We start from the raw sequence: 19334 nt of genomic DNA, 5'->3' as shown, positions 1-19334 counted from the left end.
AGTCAGCCGTGCACGGCGGCCGTGCGGGCTTTAATGGCGGTGGACACGCAGGAAACCATCTTGAAAGGCCCTGCCGGAGAAGCAATCCAATATCTTCCTTACCGCGCGGATAACAAGAAGAGGAGAAGTTTACCTTTGAAATACTTGACCGCACGATCACGCACAGACAGCCAAATCAATACACATATAATGTGCTTTCAACTCACACCGCCACGGCACTCCATCATGGAAAACAAAACGGCTCGCCTTACGGTGCTGATCGATCCCGAGAAGAAAAAAGCCTTCGAAACCCTTTGCGCCGCGCAGGATCTGACGCCCTCGCAAGTGGTGCGCCAGATGATCCGCGACTATCTGGAGAAGCACGGGGTTGGTTACGCCAGCAAGAGCGCCATCGGCTCGACCAAGCGCTGAGCGCCGTCAAACTATCGGTCGTCTTCGAAAAACCGCCGACTCGTCTCGATCAGATGACAGGCTTGCTCGCTTAACGGGTGGTGCCGTTTGCCCTCCATTTCAGGCGCGATGGCATCAGCGCGAGCCAACGCTGCCGGGAAGTCAGCCAGAAAGTCTCCCGCTTGCAACAACGCGATCACATCCGCTTTTTCCAGTTTGGCCCGCACCCGTGCGTTGGCTTCACACAGCATCACGCGCACACCGCGCTTTTCCAGTTTGCCGATCACCTCCTCCAACATCTGCAAGCCGGTGATGTCCATGAAGGGCACATGCCGTAAACGCAGAATGAGGATGTGCGGGTCGGAATGCGTTTGTAGCAGCACCCGCTCGAAATTTTCGACCGCGCCAAAGAAGAACGGCCCGTCGATCTCATACACCAGCACGCCCTTGGGCAGATCGAACAAGCCCTGATTCAACAGCTCGATCTTCAGCTCGTCCCCGCTCAACTGCTGGACTTCGACGCTGGCCGCCATGCGGCGCAGGAAATGCAGGATCGCCAGCGTGACGCCGATGTTCACGGCGACCACCAGATCGGCGAACACGGTCAGCAGAAAGGTGATCAGCAGTACGACTACATCCGCACGAGGCGCGCGGCGCACCATGCGAGCAAAGTGGCGCATTTCGCTCATGTTGAACGCCACCACGAACAGGATGGCCGCCAACGCCGCGAGCGGAATGTTGACCGCCAAGGGCGCGAGGAACAGCAATACCGCGACCAGCGTCAGCGCATGCACAACGCCGGCCAAGGGGCTGCTGCCACCATTGCGGATATTGGTGGCAGTGCGGGCAATGGCCCCGGTCGCCGCGAAGCCACCGAAAAACGGAATCGCGATATTCGCAATGCCCTGCCCGATCAGTTCCTGGTTGGAGTCATGCTTGGTGCCCGCCATGCCATCGGCCACCACCGCCGAGAGCAGCGATTCGATCGCGCCGAGCATGGCAATGGTGAACGCCGGCCCGAGCAGCTCAATCACCCGCGCCAAGGTCACGGTCGGCAACGCAAAGCTCGGCAAGCCCTGCGGAATGCCGCCGAAGGCGCTGCCGATGGTCGCTACGCCGGGGAAACGGAATAGCGCCACCAAGGCGGTGGCAAACGCCATTGCCAACAGTGGCCCCGGCACGCGTCGAACCCAAGGGATGCGGGGCGCAAACACCACGATCAGCAGGCTCAGCACCGCCAATGCAGTCGTGGCGATATGCAAATGCGGCAAGGCTTCAAGCAGATGCCAGAACTTTTCGTGGAAGTGCGCTCCGGTCACGCTGGGCAAGCCGAAGAAGTCCTTCCATTGCCCGACGAAGATGATGACGCCAATGCCGGCAGTGAAACCGACGATGACCGGCGCCGGAATGAACTTGATCACCGCACCCATGCGCCCCACGCCGAGCAAGGCCAGCATGCAGCCGGCCATCAGCGTGGCAATCTGCAAGCCATCGATGCCGTGGCGGGCGGTGATGCTGGCGAGGATGGCGATGAATGCGCCGGTCGGCCCGGCGATCTGCACCCGGCTGCCGCCCAGCACCGAGACCAGAAAGCCGCCGATGATCGCGGTATACAGACCCTGCTCCGGCCGCGCGCCCGAGGCAATGGCAAAGGCCATCGACAGCGGCAAGGCGACCACGCCGACAATGACGCCGGCCACCGCGTTATGCAGTAGCTTGTCGCGGCTTAGCAACCCGGCGCGGGCGGCTTCCAGCAAGGCAATCACGGTCTTTCCACGTCGGTTTCTCCACGCACCAGCGCTTCATCAGATGCGCAGTATATGCCTAATAAATATGCAATTCATTAACATGCTATGATAACAAACCACGTCAGCAGGCTGGCTTTTGGGTAAAAACGTTGCGATATCCTGATCGGAAAAACCGCGGCTACCCATTGGCAAGCATGTCGTTGCGCAGCAAGCCATAACTGCAAGTTAGTTACGGGCAGATCAAGCCACCAAGCCACGCCTGGTATTTCCTTCGTCGAGACCTGCACTTCGCATGAGCCGTCCACCACCGCTTTTCAATCACACCCACGATCAATTGGCAGAAATGCTGGCTAATTGCGCCGGCAAACCGTTCACCTACGATGGCAACGGCACGGTGTCGCTGCACTTTGATATGTCCACCGTCCAGAGCCGGATGCGTCCCGATCAGCCAGACCAGCTGGTGCTGGGTTACACGCGCACGATGATGGGCAGCCTGCTGCTCAACCCGCAGCCCCAGCACATCACGCAGATCGGCTTGGGCGGCGGATCACTCGCCAAGTATTGCCACCGCTACCTGCCCGACGCCGTGATCGACGTGGCCGAAATCAATCCAGACATCATCGCCTTGCGCGACGAATTCGCCATTCCGCCCGACAGTGCCCGCTTCAGGGTGCATTGCGACGATGGCGCCCGCTTCATTGCCGCACAGGCCAACCGGATCGACCTGCTGTTCGTGGATGGCTTCGATGCCGATGGCCAAGCGCCATCGCTCTGCACGCAACGCTTCTACGATGACTGCCAGCAAGCGCTGACCGCAGATGGCCTCCTGGTCATCAATCTGTCCGGCATGGACCCGCATATCGCCCATTATCTCGACCGGCTTGGGCGCAGCTTTGGCAACGAGGTTGTCGTCATCCGTTCGGAAGACTGCACCAACAAGATCGCCTTCGCTGCCAAGGGCCCGGCCTTGCAGCGCGCTGAAGCCGAGTTGCTGGCCCGCGCCTGGCAACTGGAGCAGCAACACCCGCTGAAGTTGCGTAATATCGCGCATCGCTTGGCCGCCAGCCGCCGCCATGGCTATTTTCTGACCGATGAACCCGGCGATGACATCCATGCCGAATGACGCGCCATGACCCCGCTGCAGCACATCAAGTCAGCGCTCGATATCCCCGCCACCGATACCGGCCAGCCCTATCTGGTCGAATCCGGCGACTATCTATCGCTCCATTTCGATTCGCTCTCCACGCAAAGCCTCATGAAGAAATCAGATACCAGCCAACTCGTCCTGCCCTACACCGAAGCCATGCTGAGCTTCGCCCCGTTCTATCCCGACCCGGACGACATCCTGATCGTCGGTCTGGGCGGCGGCTCGCTCTCGAAATACTGTGCACTGCTCTTCCCCCGCGCCCGCATCACCACGGTGGAAGTCGATGAACGCGTGATCGCCCTACGCGACAAGTTCGAGCTGCCGGCTGATTCGGAGCACTTCCGGGTCATCCACGCCGATGCCGCCACCTACATCGGCCGCAACCGCAAAGTGGCCGACGTCATCCTGCTGGATGCCTACGATAAGCACGGCATCCCCGCGCCACTGGCGACGCAGTTTTTCTACGACGGCTGCAATCTGGCGTTGCGCGACAACGGGGTGGTAGTGGCCAACTTCAGCGCCGCCGTCAAACAAACGGGCGCTTATCTCGGCCGCATGCGCACAGCCTTCGACGACCGTGTGCTGCGCTTGCAAGCCAAGGGCGGTGGCAATGTCATTTCGCTGGCACTGAAAGGCTTGCCGCAGCCGGATTGGTCACTCATCGAAGCGAAGACGGAAGAACTGAAGCAAACACTGGGATTCAGCCTGCTGTTCTATGTAGAGCAAATGAAGCAAAGCGCGGCGCGCAGAAAAGCGGCCGAAGAGATGATGGGGTGATGATTGTGGCGGGGGCTGTGGCGGGCATGCTTTCATAGCAAACCCTCCCTCTCCCACCTTGGCGATCTAGGTCAACCAGCGCCCAAGCGTCGCCAGTGCAATCGTCACGAAGCCAAGGATCAGATTCAAGCCGACCGCCTGCCGGATGCGATTCAGTGCGGCACCGCCGGCCTTCCAGTCCTCGGTATCCACCGCCCGGCCCAGCGCCGCATACGGGCCGGTCACGACGTAGATAAAGATCGCGATCATCACCAAACCGCTGCCCAGCATCAGGTGCCAATTGAGCGGCGCAGCGGCGAACCCTACGTGGCCCAGAATGCCTCCCCCGCTGAGTGGAATCAGGATCACCGCGCCCCAGACCCACACGAAAAACCGCGCAAAGACACGCCGCCATAGTCGCAGACGTTGCGGCGCTTCCAGCACCTCGCCCGCCGCCGGGCGCAGGCACATATAGGCGAAGAACATGCCACCAACCCAAACGGTGACGCTGGCGATGTGCAAAAAGCGAAAGAGCGGTTCCAGGTTCATGAGTTTGTCTTGGCCTTGGGTGAAACGGGTTGGGAATGTTGCGTCTTATACCTTGGGTGACCGGGTGAGGTCGAATCCGGCGTAGTGTCGATTCGTCTCTTCAATCGCCCCGTTCATGTAGCCCGGACGGCTTCACCGGCCGGGGCGCGGCGTCGCTCGAAGCAACCCCGGCCACACGTTGGTGTCCGGGCTACGGTTTCTCTCCCCCTGCAAACGCTGCTGCAATCTCCCGCAGCCACGCCGGGCTCCAGGTGATCGTCTTCGCCCGCAGCTCATCGATCAACGCCCGCACCCAGCCCAATTCGGCCTGCAGCATGGTTTGCCGATATTCGTCCTCGACCAGAAACAAGCGTGGCAAGCCGCCAGCCAGCGCGCCCTTCATGCCAGCGCTGATCTGCGCCAACTGTCCCTCAAGCACCGTCACCCGCGCTTCTAATTGACGCTGCACCTCCTCGGGCGACAGCACGGGCAGAAACGCCAACGCAGCAGGGAATTCAGGAAATTCAGCCGTCGGCGACGAAAGCATCGCCTTGAGCCAGTCCTGCAATGCCTCGCCGCCCTCCTCCGTGATTTCGTACACCACCCGCTCGGGGCGGCCGTCGTCCCGCGCAGTCGTCTGCACACGAATGAGTTCCGAGCGCAGCAAGCGCGCAATCGTCTGATAGACGCTGTTGCGCTGCGCCACGTTGACGACGCTGTCCTTGGCACGCTGCTTGATCAGCTCGTGCATCCGATACGCATGCATCGGTGCTTCGGCGAGCAAGGAAAGCACCACCATCGCCAGCGGTGATCTTTGACGTGACCGGTCTGCCATGGCCTTGAGTCTCTCTGTTTGAACAACGGCGCGATGTTGATTTATTAGTCATAAAATGTATATTAGTCATAATATGACTATTACGTATTTTCTGACCCATCTTGGAGCTAGACATGAAAGCACTGATCATCGGCGGCGGCATTGCAGGGACGGTTTCCGCCATCGCGCTACGCAAAGCAGGGATCGAGTCGGTCGTCTTTGAATCGTTTGATCGGAGTGCGGATGGTGTCGGCGCCTTCCTCACGCTGGCGGTCAACGGCATCGAGGCGCTGCAAGCCATCGATATCGATACCGCCCGGCTGGGCGGATTCGCCACGCCGCGCATGGCCTTGCACCTTGGCAATGGCAAGCAACTCGTCGAGTTCACCAATGGCCCACCGCTCGCCAACGGCGCGACGGCGCAAACCATCCAGCGTGGCGCGTTGTATGGCGCGTTGCGTGATGAGGCAATCCGGCGCGGCATCCGCATCGACTACGGCAAGCGCCTTGTTTCGGCACGCTGCACGTCGGCCGGCAAGGTCATCGCGGTGTTTGCCGATGGCAGTGAAGAAGAAGGCGACCTGCTGATCGGTGCCGATGGCCTGCATTCACGCGTGCGCGAAATCATCAACCCCAATGTGCCCGGCGCCCGCTACGTTGGCTTGCTCAATACCGGCGGCTACGCACGAGGGATTACCGTGCCGGGCCAAGTCGGCACGATGCAGATGTACTTCGGCAAGCGCTGCTTCTTTTGCTATTTGCCGGCTCCGAACGGCGAGGTCTGGTGGTTCGCCAATCCGGCCCGTGCCAAGGAACTCAGCAAGGCCGAACTGCAAGCGATCACGCCGGCACAGTGGCGTGCCGAGTTGTGCGACTTGTTCGCAAAAGATGCCTCGCCAGCCGTCGACCTCATCCGCGCTACGGACGAAATCCTGGCTGGCTGGAACACCTACGACATGCCCACGGTGCCCATCTGGCACAAGGAGCGGATGATCATCATCGGCGACGCTGCACACGCCACCTCGCCGTCATCCGGCCAAGGCGCATCAATGGCGATCGAAGATGCTGTCGTCCTCGCCAAGTGCCTGCGCGATGAAGCGGATATCGATGTGGCTTTTGCAGCATACGAGCTGCTGCGGCGCGAGCGCGTTGAACGCATCGTGGCGCAGGGCAAGAAAAATGGGGACAGTAAGACGCCGGGCTTGTTGGGGCGGGCCATCCGCGATCTGGCACTGCGCTTGATCTTTAGCCGCCAACGCAGCAACCGCAAAGATCCGATGCAGTGGATTTTTGATCATCACGTGGCTTGGGACGGCGCGACAAAAGATGGCGCCATCTTGAACGGCGCAACGGCACGTTAAGAAACAACCCCGATGCTGGCGCGTGCTCTGCAAACACTCGCCAGCATGGCCGGCAACCAGACCAAACGTGCGATCTGCCAACAGCGAGCGGCGACCAAGGCATTTCCCATAGCGTCTAAGACGCTTTCCAGTACAATGCCCGGCTTTAGAATCTGCCAACAACAGACAGCACAATGAACATTTTTGAAAGCAAGGCAATTGCAACACTGGTAGTCAGTGGCTGCCTGATGATCAGCCAAGCAGTCCGTGCGGAGGATAAGGCAGCGGAATGGTCAACGCCATCAGCGAGTGACCTCAGCTTGATCCTGAATCGCTGCCAGGTTAGCGGTGGGAAATTCATGAATATGGGTCAGATGAACTGCTTTTACGAAGGACTGGGCGCAAAAACCGCAGACTTGAACAGCGCCTTACTGCTCAAGGACATCGACAAATTCAACGGTCTCAGCAAAGAGGGTGAAGCGACGCTCAAAGAAACCCTGGAAGCGAATTGTGCCAAGAATATGCCACTCGACCCCGATGGCGGCGTAGCTCGCCGGAACGTATGCCCAGGCTTCGCCGCAGGTTTTATTCAGCAGCTAAAAGTACTGGCCGCAAAGACAGCCAGCACTACCGAAGCATCGCAGCAATAGTGTCTTGCTCGCCTGCTAACAACAGCAGGTCTAACAAAAAACGCGGCCCGGGCCGCGTTTTTTCATTGCTGCACACCCACCCACTCACTTCACCCAAAGCAACTCCGCCTCATGCCCTGGCGGGCCGTACACGATGGCGTTCTGCTCGTAGCTGCGCGCGATATCAAGCGCTGCATCCCGTTCGATATCCAGAATCAGCACCGATAGCTCGGGCGTCCAGTCCGCCGTGGCCGGTTCGCCCAAGCCTTCGAAATAGACATAGCTGGATGCAGCAAGCTGATCGAGCAGGTTTTGGTGGCGTGCCAGGTTTTCGTTCTCGCACAGCGCACCGGAACGGGGGTTGGCGGCCGAGACGAAAGCCCAACCGGGGACGCCTTCCCGATTCAGCAGCGCATCCATATCAGGGTGAAGCTCTCCGATGCGCACAACCAGTCCGAGCGAGGGCACGGTGTAGCGGGTAGCGCGGTAGGCGGCTTCGAGGGACTGGATATCTGCAGAATGCATATGGAAAAGGTCAATAAGCGGATCACCTAGTCTACACCTCTTATCCGTTCACAAATGCCATAGATTCGCTTTTTGTTGCCTCGCAGCATTGGGGACTTCCCGAATCGGCCTCCCCGCCTCTGGAAATCAAACACGGTTTGAATTTCGGGCTCAGTACCGGCCCATATTGCATCGCATCAATCATGCACCATCAGCGGGACACCCATGAATCCCTGTCTGGATGCGTGCTTGCGGCCTGCCGTGCGCCAAATTGATACACGTCCGCACCAATGCCGGGCTGGAAAGCGATTTGAAAGCTGACGCGGCTTAGGATGCGTCCGAGTCTGGCGTTATCGAATGTTCCCTACATCGATTTCATACCAAAAACGTCATCGCCTGATTCTGCATCGCCCATTGCCAGATCACTGATTTGGCTTAGAACGCCCATACCTTGAGGAGTTGATTAAATGCAATTCAAGAGAAAATCGCTATATGTGATCATGCTCGGCTGTTTTTATGCTTCGGCCCCGGCTTTTGCCGATGAAATCTCCGATCTGAAAGCCGAGATTGCCGCCCAGAAGAAACATGCAGCAGAACAACAAGCGCAACTTGATGCATTGGAAAAGAAACTGGATGCCTCGATCCAGTCCCAGCAAAAAGTCGCTGCCAATGCACCCAGCACCCCGGATGTCGCCCCGCTTGAAAAACACCCGGTCTGGGGTACGCCTGGCTATACCGGCCTGACCTATCACACGGCCAAAGATACGATCAGCCTTTATGGCTTGATCGATCTGACCGCAAGCAATATCAACCATACCGATTCATCCGGCGGCCGCACGACGAGCTTCCACCCGACGGGTTGGTTCAGCGGTAGCCGTTGGGGTCTGGATGGCTCGCACAAACTGACCGACAATACGCGCGTCATTTATCGCCTCGAAAGCGAATATGAAATGAACACCGGCAATATGGATACGCCGGGGACGCTGTTCAATCGCGATGCGTGGATCGGCTTCGAAAACGATACCTACGGTAAATTCACCTTCGGCCGCCAAAACGCGCTGGGCCGCGATATCGTAGCCGGCTACCTCGACCCGTACGGTGCAGCAGCAGCCAGCACGAACGAAGGCGGCGGCAGCAACACCAACAACTTCAAGCAGATGATTTACTACGCGGGCAGCGCAACGGGCACCCGTTTTGATCGCGGCGCGGTCTGGAAGAAGAAGTTCGATTCCGGCATCGTCGCCGGCCTCGGTTATCAAGCTGCTGGCGCCACAGACAATGCCGGCCCGCATGACACCACCAAAACGGCTGCACTCGCCTATAACGGCGGCATGTTCAATCTGGCCGGCTATTACACCCATGCGAATGTCACCGGCCTCGCGCACGATGCTTATTCGCTCGGCGGCAATGTCACGTTCAATAAGCTGGTACGCCTGAACGCCGGCTATTTCCACTACACCGCAGATCAAGGCGGCGGTGTCGGCCAGCGCAAGGACAATGCTTATACCATTTCCGCCAAGCTGACCCCGGCCGGCCAATTCGATTATGAACTCGGTTATCAAGTCATGAAGGCCGATAACGCTGGCTATAACGGTAGTGGCATTACGCTGAACGCATTCAAGGATACGTCCGGCGTCACCACCACCGGCTCCGGCAAGCGTTCCACCCTGTATGCATCGGCGTTCTATCACTTCGACCCGCAAACCGATGTTTATGTGGCATTCGATTATCTGAAACTGGATGGCGGATACACCCAGGCTTCCACGCACGGCTTTGATTCCCAAACCGAAGTGGCAACTGGCGTACGTTATAAGTTCTGATCGTAGTCAGGCGGATTCCGGCCGTACTTAAACAATCGGCCGATTGTGTTGGCCCGGAATCCGCCAGTAAATCCAAATACAGATTTCCATGCAGTTTTTGGGGCGCAGCGGATTGGCAATTGCCCCGCATTATTCCAAGGAGTTACCACATGATTCGTAAGCATGCTTTATTGGGCACTGCCGTTTTTGCCTCGCTGGTTGGGGCTTGCGCAACCGCGACCGCTGCGGACAAAGTCACCATCATGGTCGGCGGCTATGAAAAGCAGATCTACCTGCCGGCGAAACTGGCCGAAGGTCTTGGTTATTTCAAGGCGGAAGGCCTTGATGTCGAACTCCTGAACGAGACCTCGGGCGTCGACGCTGAAAACGAACTGCTGGCAGGCGCCGTGCAAGCGGTGGTTGGCTTCTACGACCACTGTGTCGACCTGCAAGCCAAAGGCAAAACCGTCGAATCCGTCGTGCAATTCGCCGATGCACCGGGCGAAGTGGAAATGGTCTCCACCAAGCACCCGGAAATCAAATCGATGGCGGATGTGAAAGGCAAGAGTCTGGGCGTGACCGGTCTGGGTTCGTCGACCAACTTCCTGACCCAGTATCTGGCCGTGAAAGCCGGCGTTGGCCTGAGCGATTTCACCACGCTGCCGGTTGGCGCAGGCACCACCTTCATCGCCGCCATGCAGCAGGACAAGATCCAGGCTGGCATGACCACCGAGCCGACGATTTCCCGCCTGATCAAAACCGGCGACGCCAAAATACTGGTCGATCTGCGCACCATGGCGAAGACCAAGCAAGCACTGGGTGGCACTTATCCGGCCGCATCGCTGTATATGCAAACCGAGTGGGTGAACAGCCACAAGGAAATCACGCAGAAGCTCGCCAATGCCTTCGTCAAGACATTGCGCTTCATCAGCACGCATTCAGCAGCTGAAATCGCAGAAAAGATGCCCAAGGACTTTTACGCTGGCGATAAAGAAGCTTACATCCAGGCACTGACCGGTTCGAAAGGCATGTTCACCGCCGATGGTGTGATGCCTGCAGGTGGCCCGGAAACAGTGCTGACTGTGCTGGCGGCGCACTCCAAGAACGTCAAGGGCAAGACCATCGATCTGTCCAAGACCTACACCACCGAGTTCGTCAGCAAGGTCAAGTAACCCGTCGGCCTGTCGACCGGTGAACCGATCGGCAGGCTTGTCCAATCAAGTACGTTCCGGCGCCCGTCCGTTCGGCGCAGGACGAGAGAGATGAAAATCATGTCTGCTCCACACGACCCGATGACACCGGCCGTCGAAATGATCAACGTCAGCCGGCGTTTCGTTACGCCGGATGGCAAATCAATGACTGCGATCCGCAACTTCAACATGACCATCGGCCGCGGCGAATTCGTCGCCATCGTCGGTCCGACCGGTTGCGGCAAGTCCACCACGCTGAACCTCGTCACTGGCCTGGCCAAGCCCTCCAGCGGTGAAGTGCGCCTGTTCGGCCAGCCCATCAACGGCATCGACCCCCGCATCGGTTTTGCCTTTCAGACCGATGCCCTCTTCCCGTGGCGCAGCGTGATCGACAACGTGGTGGCCGGCCCGCTGTTTCGCGGCAAGCCCAAGGCCGAAGCCTATGAGCGGGCGCGGGAGTGGCTGGCGCGGGTCAATCTGACCGGGCATGAATCGAAGTTTCCGCATCAGCTCTCCGGCGGCATGCGCAAGCGCGTGGCGCTGGCGCAAACCTTCATCAACGAGCCGCAAGTGTTGCTGATGGATGAGCCGTTCTCCGCACTGGACGTGCAAACCCGCGTGCTGATGCACGATGAGCTGCTGAAGCTGTGGTCAGAAGCCAAGGCGTCGGTGCTGTTCGTCACCCACGATCTGGAAGAAGCGATTGCGCTGGCTGACCGGGTCTATGTGCTGACAGCAGGCCCGGCGACCGTGAAGTCCGTCTACGAAATCGATATCCCCCGCCCACGCGTCGCATCCGAAATCCGCTTTGACCAGCGGTTCGTCGATATCTCGCACACGATCTGGAACGACCTGCGGGAAGAAGTAATGGCCGGCGCGGCCCGTACCGAAGTGGCCGCATAGGCGCAAGGAAGACATGATGACTGCTACCGTAACCAATACCGCAACGCAAACCGCCGCCCCGGCATTCCGGGCCGGCACCTCCGATGCCGAGATCGAAGCCGCTGCCGCCAAGGCGGCGCGCAAACGCAAGAACATGGTGATGTTCTGGCGCTTGCTGATCCTGGTGGTGTTTCTGGGCGGCTGGGAAATCGCCTCGCGCGCGAAGTGGATCGACGAGTTCTTCTTCGCCAGCCCGTCCACCATCATGAAGCGCTTGTATGAATGGGGCACCCAGGGCACCGACGGCGTTTCGCTCTGGTATCACCTGTGGGTGACCATGGAAGAATCGTTGATCGGTTTCTTCGTCGGCTCCATAACCGGCGTCCTCGTCGGCGTAGCACTGGGCCGCAACAAGATGGCGTCCGATGTGTTCTCGGTCTACATCAAGGTGATCAACTCGGTGCCGCGCGTGGTGCTGGCGCCGATCTTCATCATGCTGTTCGGCCTGGGCCTGGCATCGAAGGTCGCCCTCTCCTTCGTGATGGTGTTCTTCGTGGTGTTCTCCAACGCCTTCCAGGGCGTGCGTGAAGCGGATCGTGCGTTGATTGCCAATGCGCAGATCCTGGGCGCATCCAAGTGGCAGATCACCCGCTCGGTCATCGTGCCGTCGGCCATGAGCTGGATCTTCGCCTCGCTGCATGTGAGCTTCGGCTTCGCCATCATCGGCGCGATCGTCGGCGAGTTCGTCGGCTCCCGCTACGGCATCGGCCTGCTGATCAACGTGGCGCGCGGCTCGTTTGACGCCGCCGGCATGTACGCCGCCATCGTCATCATCATGGTGGTGGCACTGTTGGCCGAATACCTGATGACGCTGCTGGAACATCGCCTCGCCAAATGGCGTCCGGCGCCGTTACAGGACAATTGATGCGGCGTTGATTCAAACCGTTGCCCAAGAAAAAAGGTGGTCTGATGACCACCTTTTTTTGCGTCTGATTTTTTTGGCATATCGTCGTAGCCCGGACGGCTTTGCCGGCCGGGGGCCGTTGCGTTCAACCGGCATCGTATATTGTCCAGTCAGCCCCCGGGCCATCTGCGGTGTCCAGGCTACCGGCAGAGATTTTGTAGGCGCGAGTTTGCTCGCAATGACAATGGTTCATCCATCGGAGCAATCGCGAGCAAGCTCGCTCCTACAAGAATCACTGCTGGTTTTGTCGGATTGGGTCAGATGGCAGCACAAATGGCCCCGGCCGGCAAAACCGTCCAGGCTATACCCCGACCCCGTTCGCAACCTGCCCCGTAAACCGCAACTCCACCGTCAATCCCCCGCCCGGTGTATCGGCCAGTCGCAGATTCGCGCCATGCTGGCGGGCGATCTCGCGCACGATGGCTAGCCCGAGTCCGCTGCCTTCCACCTGCATGCCGGGAATCCGGTAGAAGCGCAGGAAAACCCGGTCATGCTCATCGGGCGGGATGCCGGGGCCGTTGTCGATGACTTTGAGCATGGGCGTATCGCCGTCCTGCTCTACCCGCACGGTGATTTGCTTGCCGTAGCCGGCGTAGCGAATGGCGTTATCGACCAGATTGCCGATCAACTCCTGCAGCAACTCCGTCTTACCTTCCACCATCGGCGTAGCCTGCTGCTCGAAACCAAGATCGACGCCCTTGCGCCGCGCCACTGGTGCCCATTCCAGCGCCACATCACGCGCCACGGTCGCCAATTCAATTGGTTGCAGCACCACCACGGAGCCGCTGTCCGGCTCCAAGCGGGACAGTGACAGCAGTTGCTTTACCCCGTGCGAAGCCTGCTTCACTGTATTGAGCAAGCCACGCAGCTGACCCTGTACGGCCGGGCTGGCGTCTTCACGCAAAGCCAGTTCCGCCTGTGCCTGCATGACGGCCAGCGGCGTTTTCAGCTGGTGGGCCGCATCGGCAAAGAAGCGGCGGCGAGCGGTGAGCATGCGCTCAATGCGTGCCACGTATTGGTTAAGCGCTTCGACCAGCGGTTTGAGTTCGGCGCGCAGCTCGCTCTCATCGAGCGGCGACAGGTCATCTTCATCCCGGGCCGACACGCGCTCGGATAGTTTGCGCAACGGCCGCAAGCCGCGGCTGATGGCCAGCATGACGATGACGAAGGCCAGCAAGATCAGCAGCCCTTCTTGCAGCAACGCCCCAATCAGGATCTCGCGTGCCAGCTCGCGGCGTAGCTCCGGGGTTTCGGCCACCTGCACCCAGACCTGCCGCGTCTGCGCGGTCGCCACGTCGCGCACCGACAGGCGCATGGCGATCAAGCGCAAGGTGTCGCCTTGGTATTGCGCGTCGTAATACACCGGCTGGTAACTGACCACACGTTCCGGGTGCTTGGGCTGCGGCAGGTTGGCGTAGCCGGTCAGCAGCTTGCCGCCGTCCTCGGCCACGCGATAGAACACCCGGCCCTGGCTGTTGGCTTCAAAGATTTCCAGTGCCAGATACGGGATATCGACCTGAATCTGACCATTGCGCAGTTGCACCCCTTCGGCGATGGATTTGGCCGAGGTGAACAAGGTGCGGTCGAACGCGACATTGGCGGCATGCAGCGCGCGCTGGTAGGTGAGCCAGGCATCGAGCGCCAGCAGCACCAGCAGCGGCACCAGCAGCCAGATGGACAAACTCAGCCGCAAGCTGCGCTGGCGAGCGGCGGCACGACCTTTGGTGGGTTCGGCCGTCATTTTTCTTCCAGCAGATAACCCAAGCCGCGCAGGGTGACGATGGCGATGCGGCTGCCTTCCAGCTTCTTGCGCAGACGATGGACGTAGATTTCAATCGCGTCCGGGCTGCTTGAATCATCGAAACCGAAGATTTTTTCCGACAACGCATCCTTGCTCACCGCCTTGCCGCCGCGCAGCAGCAGCACTTCCAGCACCGCATGCTCGCGCGGGGTGAGATTGAGCAGGTTTTGATCGAGTGTGAAGGCACGGCTGACGCTGTCGTATTCGAGCGGCCCGAAGCGGATCACCGGGCTATCGTGACCGTGGCTGCGCCGGATCAGTGCACGCGCTCGTGCTTCCAGCTCGTTCAGATCACAGGGTTTGGCGAGGTAGTCGTCCGCGCCCATATTGAGACCCTTCACCCGCTCCTCGACCGAGCCATGCGCAGTCAGGATCAGCACCGGTAGCGGATTACGACGCTGACGCAGCCGCTGCAGCACGCCCCAGCCATCGAGCTTGGGCAGCGCCAGATCGAGGATCACCAGGGCGTAATCCTCTGTGCGCAGCACCTGATCGGCCGCCTCGCCGTTATGCATGCAATCGACGCTGAAACCCGCCTGGGTCAAGGCCTGGCTGAGCGACTCAGCGAGCGGAACGTTATCTTCGACGAGGAGAATGCGCATGCGGCGGTCATCACGTGTAGGGCAGCCAAGCGGTGGGCCGGCTGGTATCGCACCGGTCGGCAAGGCCACAGGCGCGATGGGATTCTCGAAAAATACCCAGTCAGTATAAGGGGTGCGAAACCGGCCATTGCACCTTGCGATATGCGATTGGAGTATCTGTGGCGCAGACAATCCCTGCCATCAGCAATACCCCGCAGTGCGCCAGCCTGGCGCAATCACGCACACTGCTCGCACCAACTTCGAGCTGGAAAGTGAATTGAAAGCCAAAGCAGCTAGGATGACATCACGATGCCGGCAATCCGATCTGGCAGGAGCCCGATATGCAACGTGAGATGAACCGCAGGTTGATGCACGGCAAGTGGATACGTTTTGCTCAGCAGCTACTGGCCGGCTTTTCCTGTGTCATCACTACTTTCGCGATCTCCGCACCCTTGCCGGCTGGTTATCCAAGCGACTATCCGGACATCATCAGCGCGGCAAAAAAAGAGGGCAAAGTCATTGTCTACTCCGTCACCCACACCGCCGCGGTCCACCCCCTGATCAATGACTTCGAAGCGCTGTATCCCGGCGTGAAAGTCGAATACAGCGATCTGGACAGCGCCATCCTCTACAACCGTTTCGTCAGCGAAAATGCCGCCGGCACGCCCAGCGCCGACGTGTTGTGGAGCTCGGCGATGGACTTGCAGGTGAAGCTCGTCAACGATGGCTATGCCGCCGCTTATGCATCGCCGGAAATCCCCAACCTGCCCAGCTGGGCGCACTACCAGAACAGCGCCTACGGCACCACCTTCGAGCCCTTGGCCATCGTCTACAACAAGCACCAGATCGCCGCCAGCGAAGTACCACAAACCCGCGCCGAACTGATCAAGCTGTTGAAGGGCAACCCGAAGAAATTCGCCGGCAAGGTCACCACCTACGACATCGAAAAATCCGGCGTGGGCTTCAATTATCTGACGCAGGATTTCCACATCGGCGGCAATACCATCTGGGATCTGGTGCGCGCCATGGGCGCAGCCAACGTGAAGCTGCAATCGTCCAGCGGCACGATGCTGGAGCGCATCTCGTCGGGCGATAGCCTGATCGGCTACAACATGATCGGCTCCTACGCCCACGCCCGCGCCAGGAAAGACCCATCGATCGGCTATGTGTATCCGCGTGACTACACCCAAGTGCTCAGCCGGCTGATGCTGATCACCAAGAACGCCAGGAACCCGAACGCGGCCAGACTGTGGCTCGACTACATCCTCTCCAAGCGCGGCCAGACCGTGCTGGCCAATCAGGCGGACTTGTTCGCGCTACGCAGTGACGTTGGCGGCGATAACTCCGCTGCCGGGCTAACCCGACAACTGGGCGCGAGCCTGAAGCCAGTGCAGGTCGGCATCGGCTTGCTGGTTTATCTGGATCAGGCCAAGCGGATGGAATTCATGAAGACGTGGCAGCAGGCGGTGAAGAAGCCTTGAGGCGTGAGGCGTGAGGCGTGAGGCGTGAGGCGTGAGGCGTGAGGCGTGAGGCGTGAGGCGTGAGGCGTGAGGCGTGAGGCGTGAGGCGTGCAGATTATGTGACCGACGCATGTTGTAGGAGCGAGCTTGCTCGCGATTGCATCGCATCATTCACCGTCGTCATCGCGAGCAAGCTCGCTCCTACAATGGTTTTGAAGAAAAAACGGGACGATAAAATCGTCCCGTTTTTTCATTGCAGAGATCGGCGCTCGAGGCCAAGGTCGTTCACCTCACGCCTCACACCTATCCCCTCACTTCTACTACCTCACTTCATGTGCTGGCGAATCACTTGCAGCATCTGCCCAAACACACGCGGCGTACCGCACAGCACGTCGCCGGATTCGAGGAATTTCTCTTCGCCGTTCAGATCGGTGACGAGGCCACCGGCCTCTTGCACCAGCAGCGTGCCGGCCGCGATATCAACCAGTTTGAGATCGAACTCAAAGAAGCCATCGAAGCGGCCGCAAGCCACGTAGGCCAGATCCAGCGCAGCGGCACCAGGGCGGCGCACGCCGGCGGCTTTTTGGGCCATGTCGCGGAAGATGTTCAGGTACACATCGAGGTTCTTGAAATTGGTGTACGGAAAACCGGTGCCGACCAGCGCTTCGGACAACTCACGTGCCTTGGAAACACGAATGCGGCGGTCATTCAGGAAGGCGCCAACGCCGCGCGTGGCGGTGAAGAGGTCATTGCGGTTCGGGTCGTAGACGACGGCTTGGGTAATCACGCCCTTGTGTTCGAGCGCAATCGATACCGCGTATTGCGGGAAGCCATGCAGGAAGTTGGTGGTGCCATCGAGCGGGTCGATGATCCAGGTGAATTCGGAATTGCCTTGATTGCCGGATTCTTCAGCGTGGATCGCGTGGTTTGGATACGCCTCAAGAATCGTTTCGATGATCGCCTGCTCCGCGGCGCGGTCGACTTCGGAGACGAAATCGTTGTGGCCTTTCTTCTCGGTCGTGATGACGTCGAGATTGTTCGAAGCGCGTTGAATGACGGAGGCGGCACGGCGGGCGGCGCGGACGGCCGTGTTGAGCATCGGATGCATGGCGATTTCCTTGTTATGGCAAAGCTGAAAACGACGAAACCGCCCCACTCCTGATCAGGAATGGCTAAATCGGCAAACTACATCAGATGCGGCAGTGTCGTGTTCGGGTACGGCCCAAACAGCTTTTAAAGATCGGATTCAAAACAAAATTTCCGCGATTCTACCTTGCAACGCAGCACTTGGCAGCAACGTCATGCCACCGGCCAGCCCCCAGCGACCCCATTTCGGCACGGCAAACCTCGAAGCCGCGTAAAATGCCGCGCTTATCCTCTCCGCGCTGATCCCCCCTGCCATGTCGTCCAGCCCTGCCCCGTCCCCCACCGATTGCCTCGCCAATATCCGCGTCGTGCTCTCCCACACCAGCCACCCCGGCAATATCGGCTCGACCGCGCGGGCCATGAAGAACATGGGGCTGACCCGGCTGTATCTGGTCAATCCGAAGGAATTCCCGTCAGAGGTCGCCACCTCGCTCGCCAGCAGCGCGGACGACGTGCTCGATAACGCCATCGTGGTCGATTCCATCGAAAAAGCGCTGGAAGGCACATCGATCCAGGTCGCCATGACCGCCCGCCGCCGCGAGCTGACCCTGCCGCTGCAAACCCCGCGCAAGCTGGTGCCCGAGCTGATCGCCGAAGCACAAAGCGGCACCGAAATCGCCCTCGTCTTCGGCACAGAAATGAGCGGCCTCACCATGGATGAAGTGCGCCAGTGCAACCGCATGGTGACCATCCCCACCAATCCGGATTACTCCAGCCTCAACCTCTCGCAAGCCGTGCAAGTGCTCACCTATGAGCTACGCGCCACGCTGCTGGACGACGTGAGTTACCTCGAAGAAAAGCGCCACTACGCCAGCCACGAATACATCGAGCTGTTCTTCAAGCATCTGGAAGAAACGCTGATCACCATCGGCTTTTTGCGCCCGCACGCCCCCAAGCGCCTGATGCCGCGCCTGCGCCGGCTGTTTTTGCGCACCCATCTGGAACAAGAGGAAGTCGACATCCTGCGCGGTATTTGCCGGGCGGCGGTGGAGTTCGAGCGCAAGCCGTTACCACCCGGTAAAACAGACGCGTGATCGTACGAGTGCAGGCAAAGGGAGCACGAATCATGGGCAATACCTTGAACGAGCAGCCGATCCTGCAATTCGAGCATCAGGACGCTTGGCAAACATGGCTGGCAGAGAACCATGCAACCTCGACGGGCCTATGGCTGAGGCTGGCCAAGAAAGGCGCTGACCAAGCATCGGTTTCGTATGCTGAAGCAATTGAAGTCGCCCTGTGTTACGGCTGGATCGACGGCCAGAAGAAGCCGGACAACGCGCATTACTGGCTGCAGAAATTCACGCCACGCTCCGCAAAAAGTATCTGGTCGCAAATCAACCGGGATAAAGCGCTGGCATTGATCGAAAGCGGCCGGATGATGCCAGCCGGGCAGCGGGAAATCGAACGTGCGCAAAGCGATGGCCGCTGGCAGGCGGCCTATGCATCGGCCAGTCAATCAACCGTGCCGGATGACTTCCAGCAGGCATTGGATGCCAACGCCACGGCCAAGGCGTTTTTCGCCACGCTGGATCGCCAGAATCGCTTCGCGATGCTGTTTCGGATTCAGACCGTCAAGAAAGCCGAGACCCGCGCCAGGAAAATTCAGCAGTTCGTTCAGATGCTGGAGAAGCACGAAAAGCTGTATCCGTAACGCA

Annotated in this window: 19 protein-coding genes; 12 read left to right on the top strand and 7 right to left on the bottom strand. The window is 59.5% G+C overall.

Going from position 1 to position 19334, the window contains the following annotated elements; translation table 11 throughout:
• Window positions 1-225 precede the first annotated feature (225 nt).
• A complete protein-coding gene (locus tag BR41_RS09250) occupies window positions 226-411 on the top strand; it encodes a ribbon-helix-helix protein (protein WP_035055529.1) in 186 nt (61 codons plus the stop codon).
• Window positions 412-422: 11 nt separating this feature from the next.
• Here BR41_RS09250 and BR41_RS09245 read toward each other — a convergent pair whose 3' ends face one another.
• Window positions 423-2156, bottom strand: coding sequence for a SulP family inorganic anion transporter (locus BR41_RS09245; RefSeq protein WP_035055528.1), 1734 nt, complete (start codon window positions 2154-2156; stop codon window positions 423-425).
• A 274-nt stretch (window positions 2157-2430) separates the two neighbouring features.
• Between BR41_RS09245 and BR41_RS09240 the strand changes: the two genes are divergently transcribed.
• Window positions 2431-3261, top strand: a complete 831-nt coding sequence (locus BR41_RS09240) for a spermine/spermidine synthase domain-containing protein (protein WP_051710569.1) — start codon at window positions 2431-2433, stop codon at window positions 3259-3261.
• A gap of 6 nt (window positions 3262-3267) precedes the next feature.
• The gene (locus BR41_RS22840; protein WP_051710567.1) at window positions 3268-4062 is read left to right on the top strand and encodes a fused MFS/spermidine synthase; all 795 of its coding nucleotides are present in this window, start codon (window positions 3268-3270) and stop codon (window positions 4060-4062) included.
• 66 nt (window positions 4063-4128) lie between these two features.
• Here BR41_RS22840 and BR41_RS09230 read toward each other — a convergent pair whose 3' ends face one another.
• Both BR41_RS09230 and BR41_RS09225 read right to left on the bottom strand, forming a co-directional pair.
• Window positions 4129-4590 (bottom strand): CopD family protein, encoded by a 462-nt coding sequence (locus BR41_RS09230; RefSeq protein ID WP_035055527.1) that lies wholly within the window; start codon window positions 4588-4590, stop codon window positions 4129-4131.
• A 190-nt stretch (window positions 4591-4780) separates the two neighbouring features.
• Window positions 4781-5404: a PadR family transcriptional regulator gene (locus BR41_RS09225; protein ID WP_035055526.1), complete on the bottom strand. Its 624-nt coding sequence runs from the start codon at window positions 5402-5404 to the stop codon at window positions 4781-4783.
• A 113-nt stretch (window positions 5405-5517) separates the two neighbouring features.
• Here BR41_RS09225 and BR41_RS09220 point away from each other — a divergent pair, with 113 nt between their 5' ends.
• Both BR41_RS09220 and BR41_RS09215 read left to right on the top strand, forming a co-directional pair.
• Window positions 5518-6744: an FAD-dependent monooxygenase gene (locus tag BR41_RS09220; protein WP_051710564.1), complete on the top strand. Its 1227-nt coding sequence runs from the start codon at window positions 5518-5520 to the stop codon at window positions 6742-6744.
• Window positions 6745-6917: 173 nt separating this feature from the next.
• Window positions 6918-7373 (top strand): hypothetical protein, encoded by a 456-nt coding sequence (locus BR41_RS09215; protein ID WP_035055525.1) that lies wholly within the window; start codon window positions 6918-6920, stop codon window positions 7371-7373.
• Between the two features lie 84 nt (window positions 7374-7457).
• Here the strand turns inward: BR41_RS09215 and BR41_RS09210 are convergent, their stop codons facing one another.
• A complete protein-coding gene (locus tag BR41_RS09210) occupies window positions 7458-7877 on the bottom strand; it encodes a DUF3293 domain-containing protein (RefSeq protein WP_035055524.1) in 420 nt (139 codons plus the stop codon).
• 446 nt (window positions 7878-8323) lie between these two features.
• Here BR41_RS09210 and BR41_RS09205 point away from each other — a divergent pair, with 446 nt between their 5' ends.
• The 4 genes from BR41_RS09205 (at window position 8324) to BR41_RS09190 (ending at window position 12652) form a co-directional block, all read left to right on the top strand.
• Window positions 8324-9676, top strand: coding sequence for a porin (locus tag BR41_RS09205; RefSeq protein ID WP_211251705.1), 1353 nt, complete (start codon window positions 8324-8326; stop codon window positions 9674-9676).
• A gap of 149 nt (window positions 9677-9825) precedes the next feature.
• Entirely contained in the window at window positions 9826-10827 is a 1002-nt protein-coding gene (locus BR41_RS09200; RefSeq protein ID WP_035055523.1) for an ABC transporter substrate-binding protein, read from the top strand.
• 99 nt (window positions 10828-10926) lie between these two features.
• On the top strand, window positions 10927-11748 hold the full coding sequence (locus BR41_RS09195) for an ABC transporter ATP-binding protein (protein ID WP_084186959.1): 822 nt from the start codon (window positions 10927-10929) through the stop codon (window positions 11746-11748).
• 16 nt (window positions 11749-11764) lie between these two features.
• Entirely contained in the window at window positions 11765-12652 is an 888-nt protein-coding gene (locus tag BR41_RS09190) for an ABC transporter permease (protein ID WP_035055521.1), read from the top strand.
• A gap of 340 nt (window positions 12653-12992) precedes the next feature.
• Here BR41_RS09190 and BR41_RS09185 read toward each other — a convergent pair whose 3' ends face one another.
• Complete coding sequence (locus BR41_RS09185; RefSeq protein ID WP_051710560.1) at window positions 12993-14432, bottom strand: sensor histidine kinase; 1440 nt, start codon at window positions 14430-14432, stop codon at window positions 12993-12995.
• Entirely contained in the window at window positions 14429-15094 is a 666-nt protein-coding gene (locus tag BR41_RS09180) for a response regulator (RefSeq protein ID WP_035055520.1), read from the bottom strand. Before BR41_RS09180 ends, BR41_RS09185 begins: the two co-directional genes overlap by 4 nt.
• A gap of 320 nt (window positions 15095-15414) precedes the next feature.
• Between BR41_RS09180 and BR41_RS09175 the strand changes: the two genes are divergently transcribed.
• Entirely contained in the window at window positions 15415-16554 is a 1140-nt protein-coding gene (locus tag BR41_RS09175) for an ABC transporter substrate-binding protein (RefSeq protein ID WP_245615841.1), read from the top strand.
• 304 nt (window positions 16555-16858) lie between these two features.
• On the opposite strand, the gene BR41_RS09170 is transcribed toward BR41_RS09175, so the two are convergent.
• Window positions 16859-17641, bottom strand: coding sequence for an inositol monophosphatase family protein (locus BR41_RS09170; protein ID WP_035055519.1), 783 nt, complete (start codon window positions 17639-17641; stop codon window positions 16859-16861).
• A 292-nt stretch (window positions 17642-17933) separates the two neighbouring features.
• Here BR41_RS09170 and BR41_RS09165 point away from each other — a divergent pair, with 292 nt between their 5' ends.
• A complete protein-coding gene (locus BR41_RS09165) occupies window positions 17934-18713 on the top strand; it encodes an RNA methyltransferase (protein WP_035055517.1) in 780 nt (259 codons plus the stop codon).
• Window positions 18714-18745: 32 nt separating this feature from the next.
• Entirely contained in the window at window positions 18746-19330 is a 585-nt protein-coding gene (locus BR41_RS09160; protein WP_035055515.1) for a YdeI/OmpD-associated family protein, read from the top strand.
• Window positions 19331-19334: the final 4 nt, after the last annotated feature.

Origin of the sequence: Andreprevotia chitinilytica DSM 18519, from assembly GCF_000711875.1 — a bacterium.
In the GTDB taxonomy this organism is placed as follows: domain Bacteria; phylum Pseudomonadota; class Gammaproteobacteria; order Burkholderiales; family Chitinibacteraceae; genus Andreprevotia; species Andreprevotia chitinilytica.
Note: the sequence above shows the minus strand (reverse complement) of the source record. Positions and strands in the feature narration are given on the sequence as shown.

Coding starts and splice junctions, on each gene's coding strand:
- BR41_RS09250 (WP_035055529.1), top strand. CDS start 226: ATGGAAAACAAAACGGCTCGCCTTACGGTGCTGATCGATCCCGAGAAG.
- BR41_RS09240 (WP_051710569.1), top strand. CDS start 2,431: ATGAGCCGTCCACCACCGCTTTTCAATCACACCCACGATCAATTGGCA.
- BR41_RS22840 (WP_051710567.1), top strand. CDS start 3,268: ATGACCCCGCTGCAGCACATCAAGTCAGCGCTCGATATCCCCGCCACC.
- BR41_RS09230 (WP_035055527.1), bottom strand. CDS start 4,590: ATGAACCTGGAACCGCTCTTTCGCTTTTTGCACATCGCCAGCGTCACC.
- BR41_RS09225 (WP_035055526.1), bottom strand. CDS start 5,404: ATGGCAGACCGGTCACGTCAAAGATCACCGCTGGCGATGGTGGTGCTT.
- BR41_RS09220 (WP_051710564.1), top strand. CDS start 5,518: ATGAAAGCACTGATCATCGGCGGCGGCATTGCAGGGACGGTTTCCGCC.
- BR41_RS09215 (WP_035055525.1), top strand. CDS start 6,918: ATGAACATTTTTGAAAGCAAGGCAATTGCAACACTGGTAGTCAGTGGC.
- BR41_RS09210 (WP_035055524.1), bottom strand. CDS start 7,877: ATGCATTCTGCAGATATCCAGTCCCTCGAAGCCGCCTACCGCGCTACC.
- BR41_RS09205 (WP_211251705.1), top strand. CDS start 8,324: ATGCAATTCAAGAGAAAATCGCTATATGTGATCATGCTCGGCTGTTTT.
- BR41_RS09200 (WP_035055523.1), top strand. CDS start 9,826: ATGATTCGTAAGCATGCTTTATTGGGCACTGCCGTTTTTGCCTCGCTG.
- BR41_RS09195 (WP_084186959.1), top strand. CDS start 10,927: ATGTCTGCTCCACACGACCCGATGACACCGGCCGTCGAAATGATCAAC.
- BR41_RS09190 (WP_035055521.1), top strand. CDS start 11,765: ATGACTGCTACCGTAACCAATACCGCAACGCAAACCGCCGCCCCGGCA.
- BR41_RS09185 (WP_051710560.1), bottom strand. CDS start 14,432: ATGACGGCCGAACCCACCAAAGGTCGTGCCGCCGCTCGCCAGCGCAGC.
- BR41_RS09180 (WP_035055520.1), bottom strand. CDS start 15,094: ATGCGCATTCTCCTCGTCGAAGATAACGTTCCGCTCGCTGAGTCGCTC.
- BR41_RS09175 (WP_245615841.1), top strand. CDS start 15,415: ATGCAACGTGAGATGAACCGCAGGTTGATGCACGGCAAGTGGATACGT.
- BR41_RS09170 (WP_035055519.1), bottom strand. CDS start 17,641: ATGCATCCGATGCTCAACACGGCCGTCCGCGCCGCCCGCCGTGCCGCC.
- BR41_RS09165 (WP_035055517.1), top strand. CDS start 17,934: ATGTCGTCCAGCCCTGCCCCGTCCCCCACCGATTGCCTCGCCAATATC.
- BR41_RS09160 (WP_035055515.1), top strand. CDS start 18,746: ATGGGCAATACCTTGAACGAGCAGCCGATCCTGCAATTCGAGCATCAG.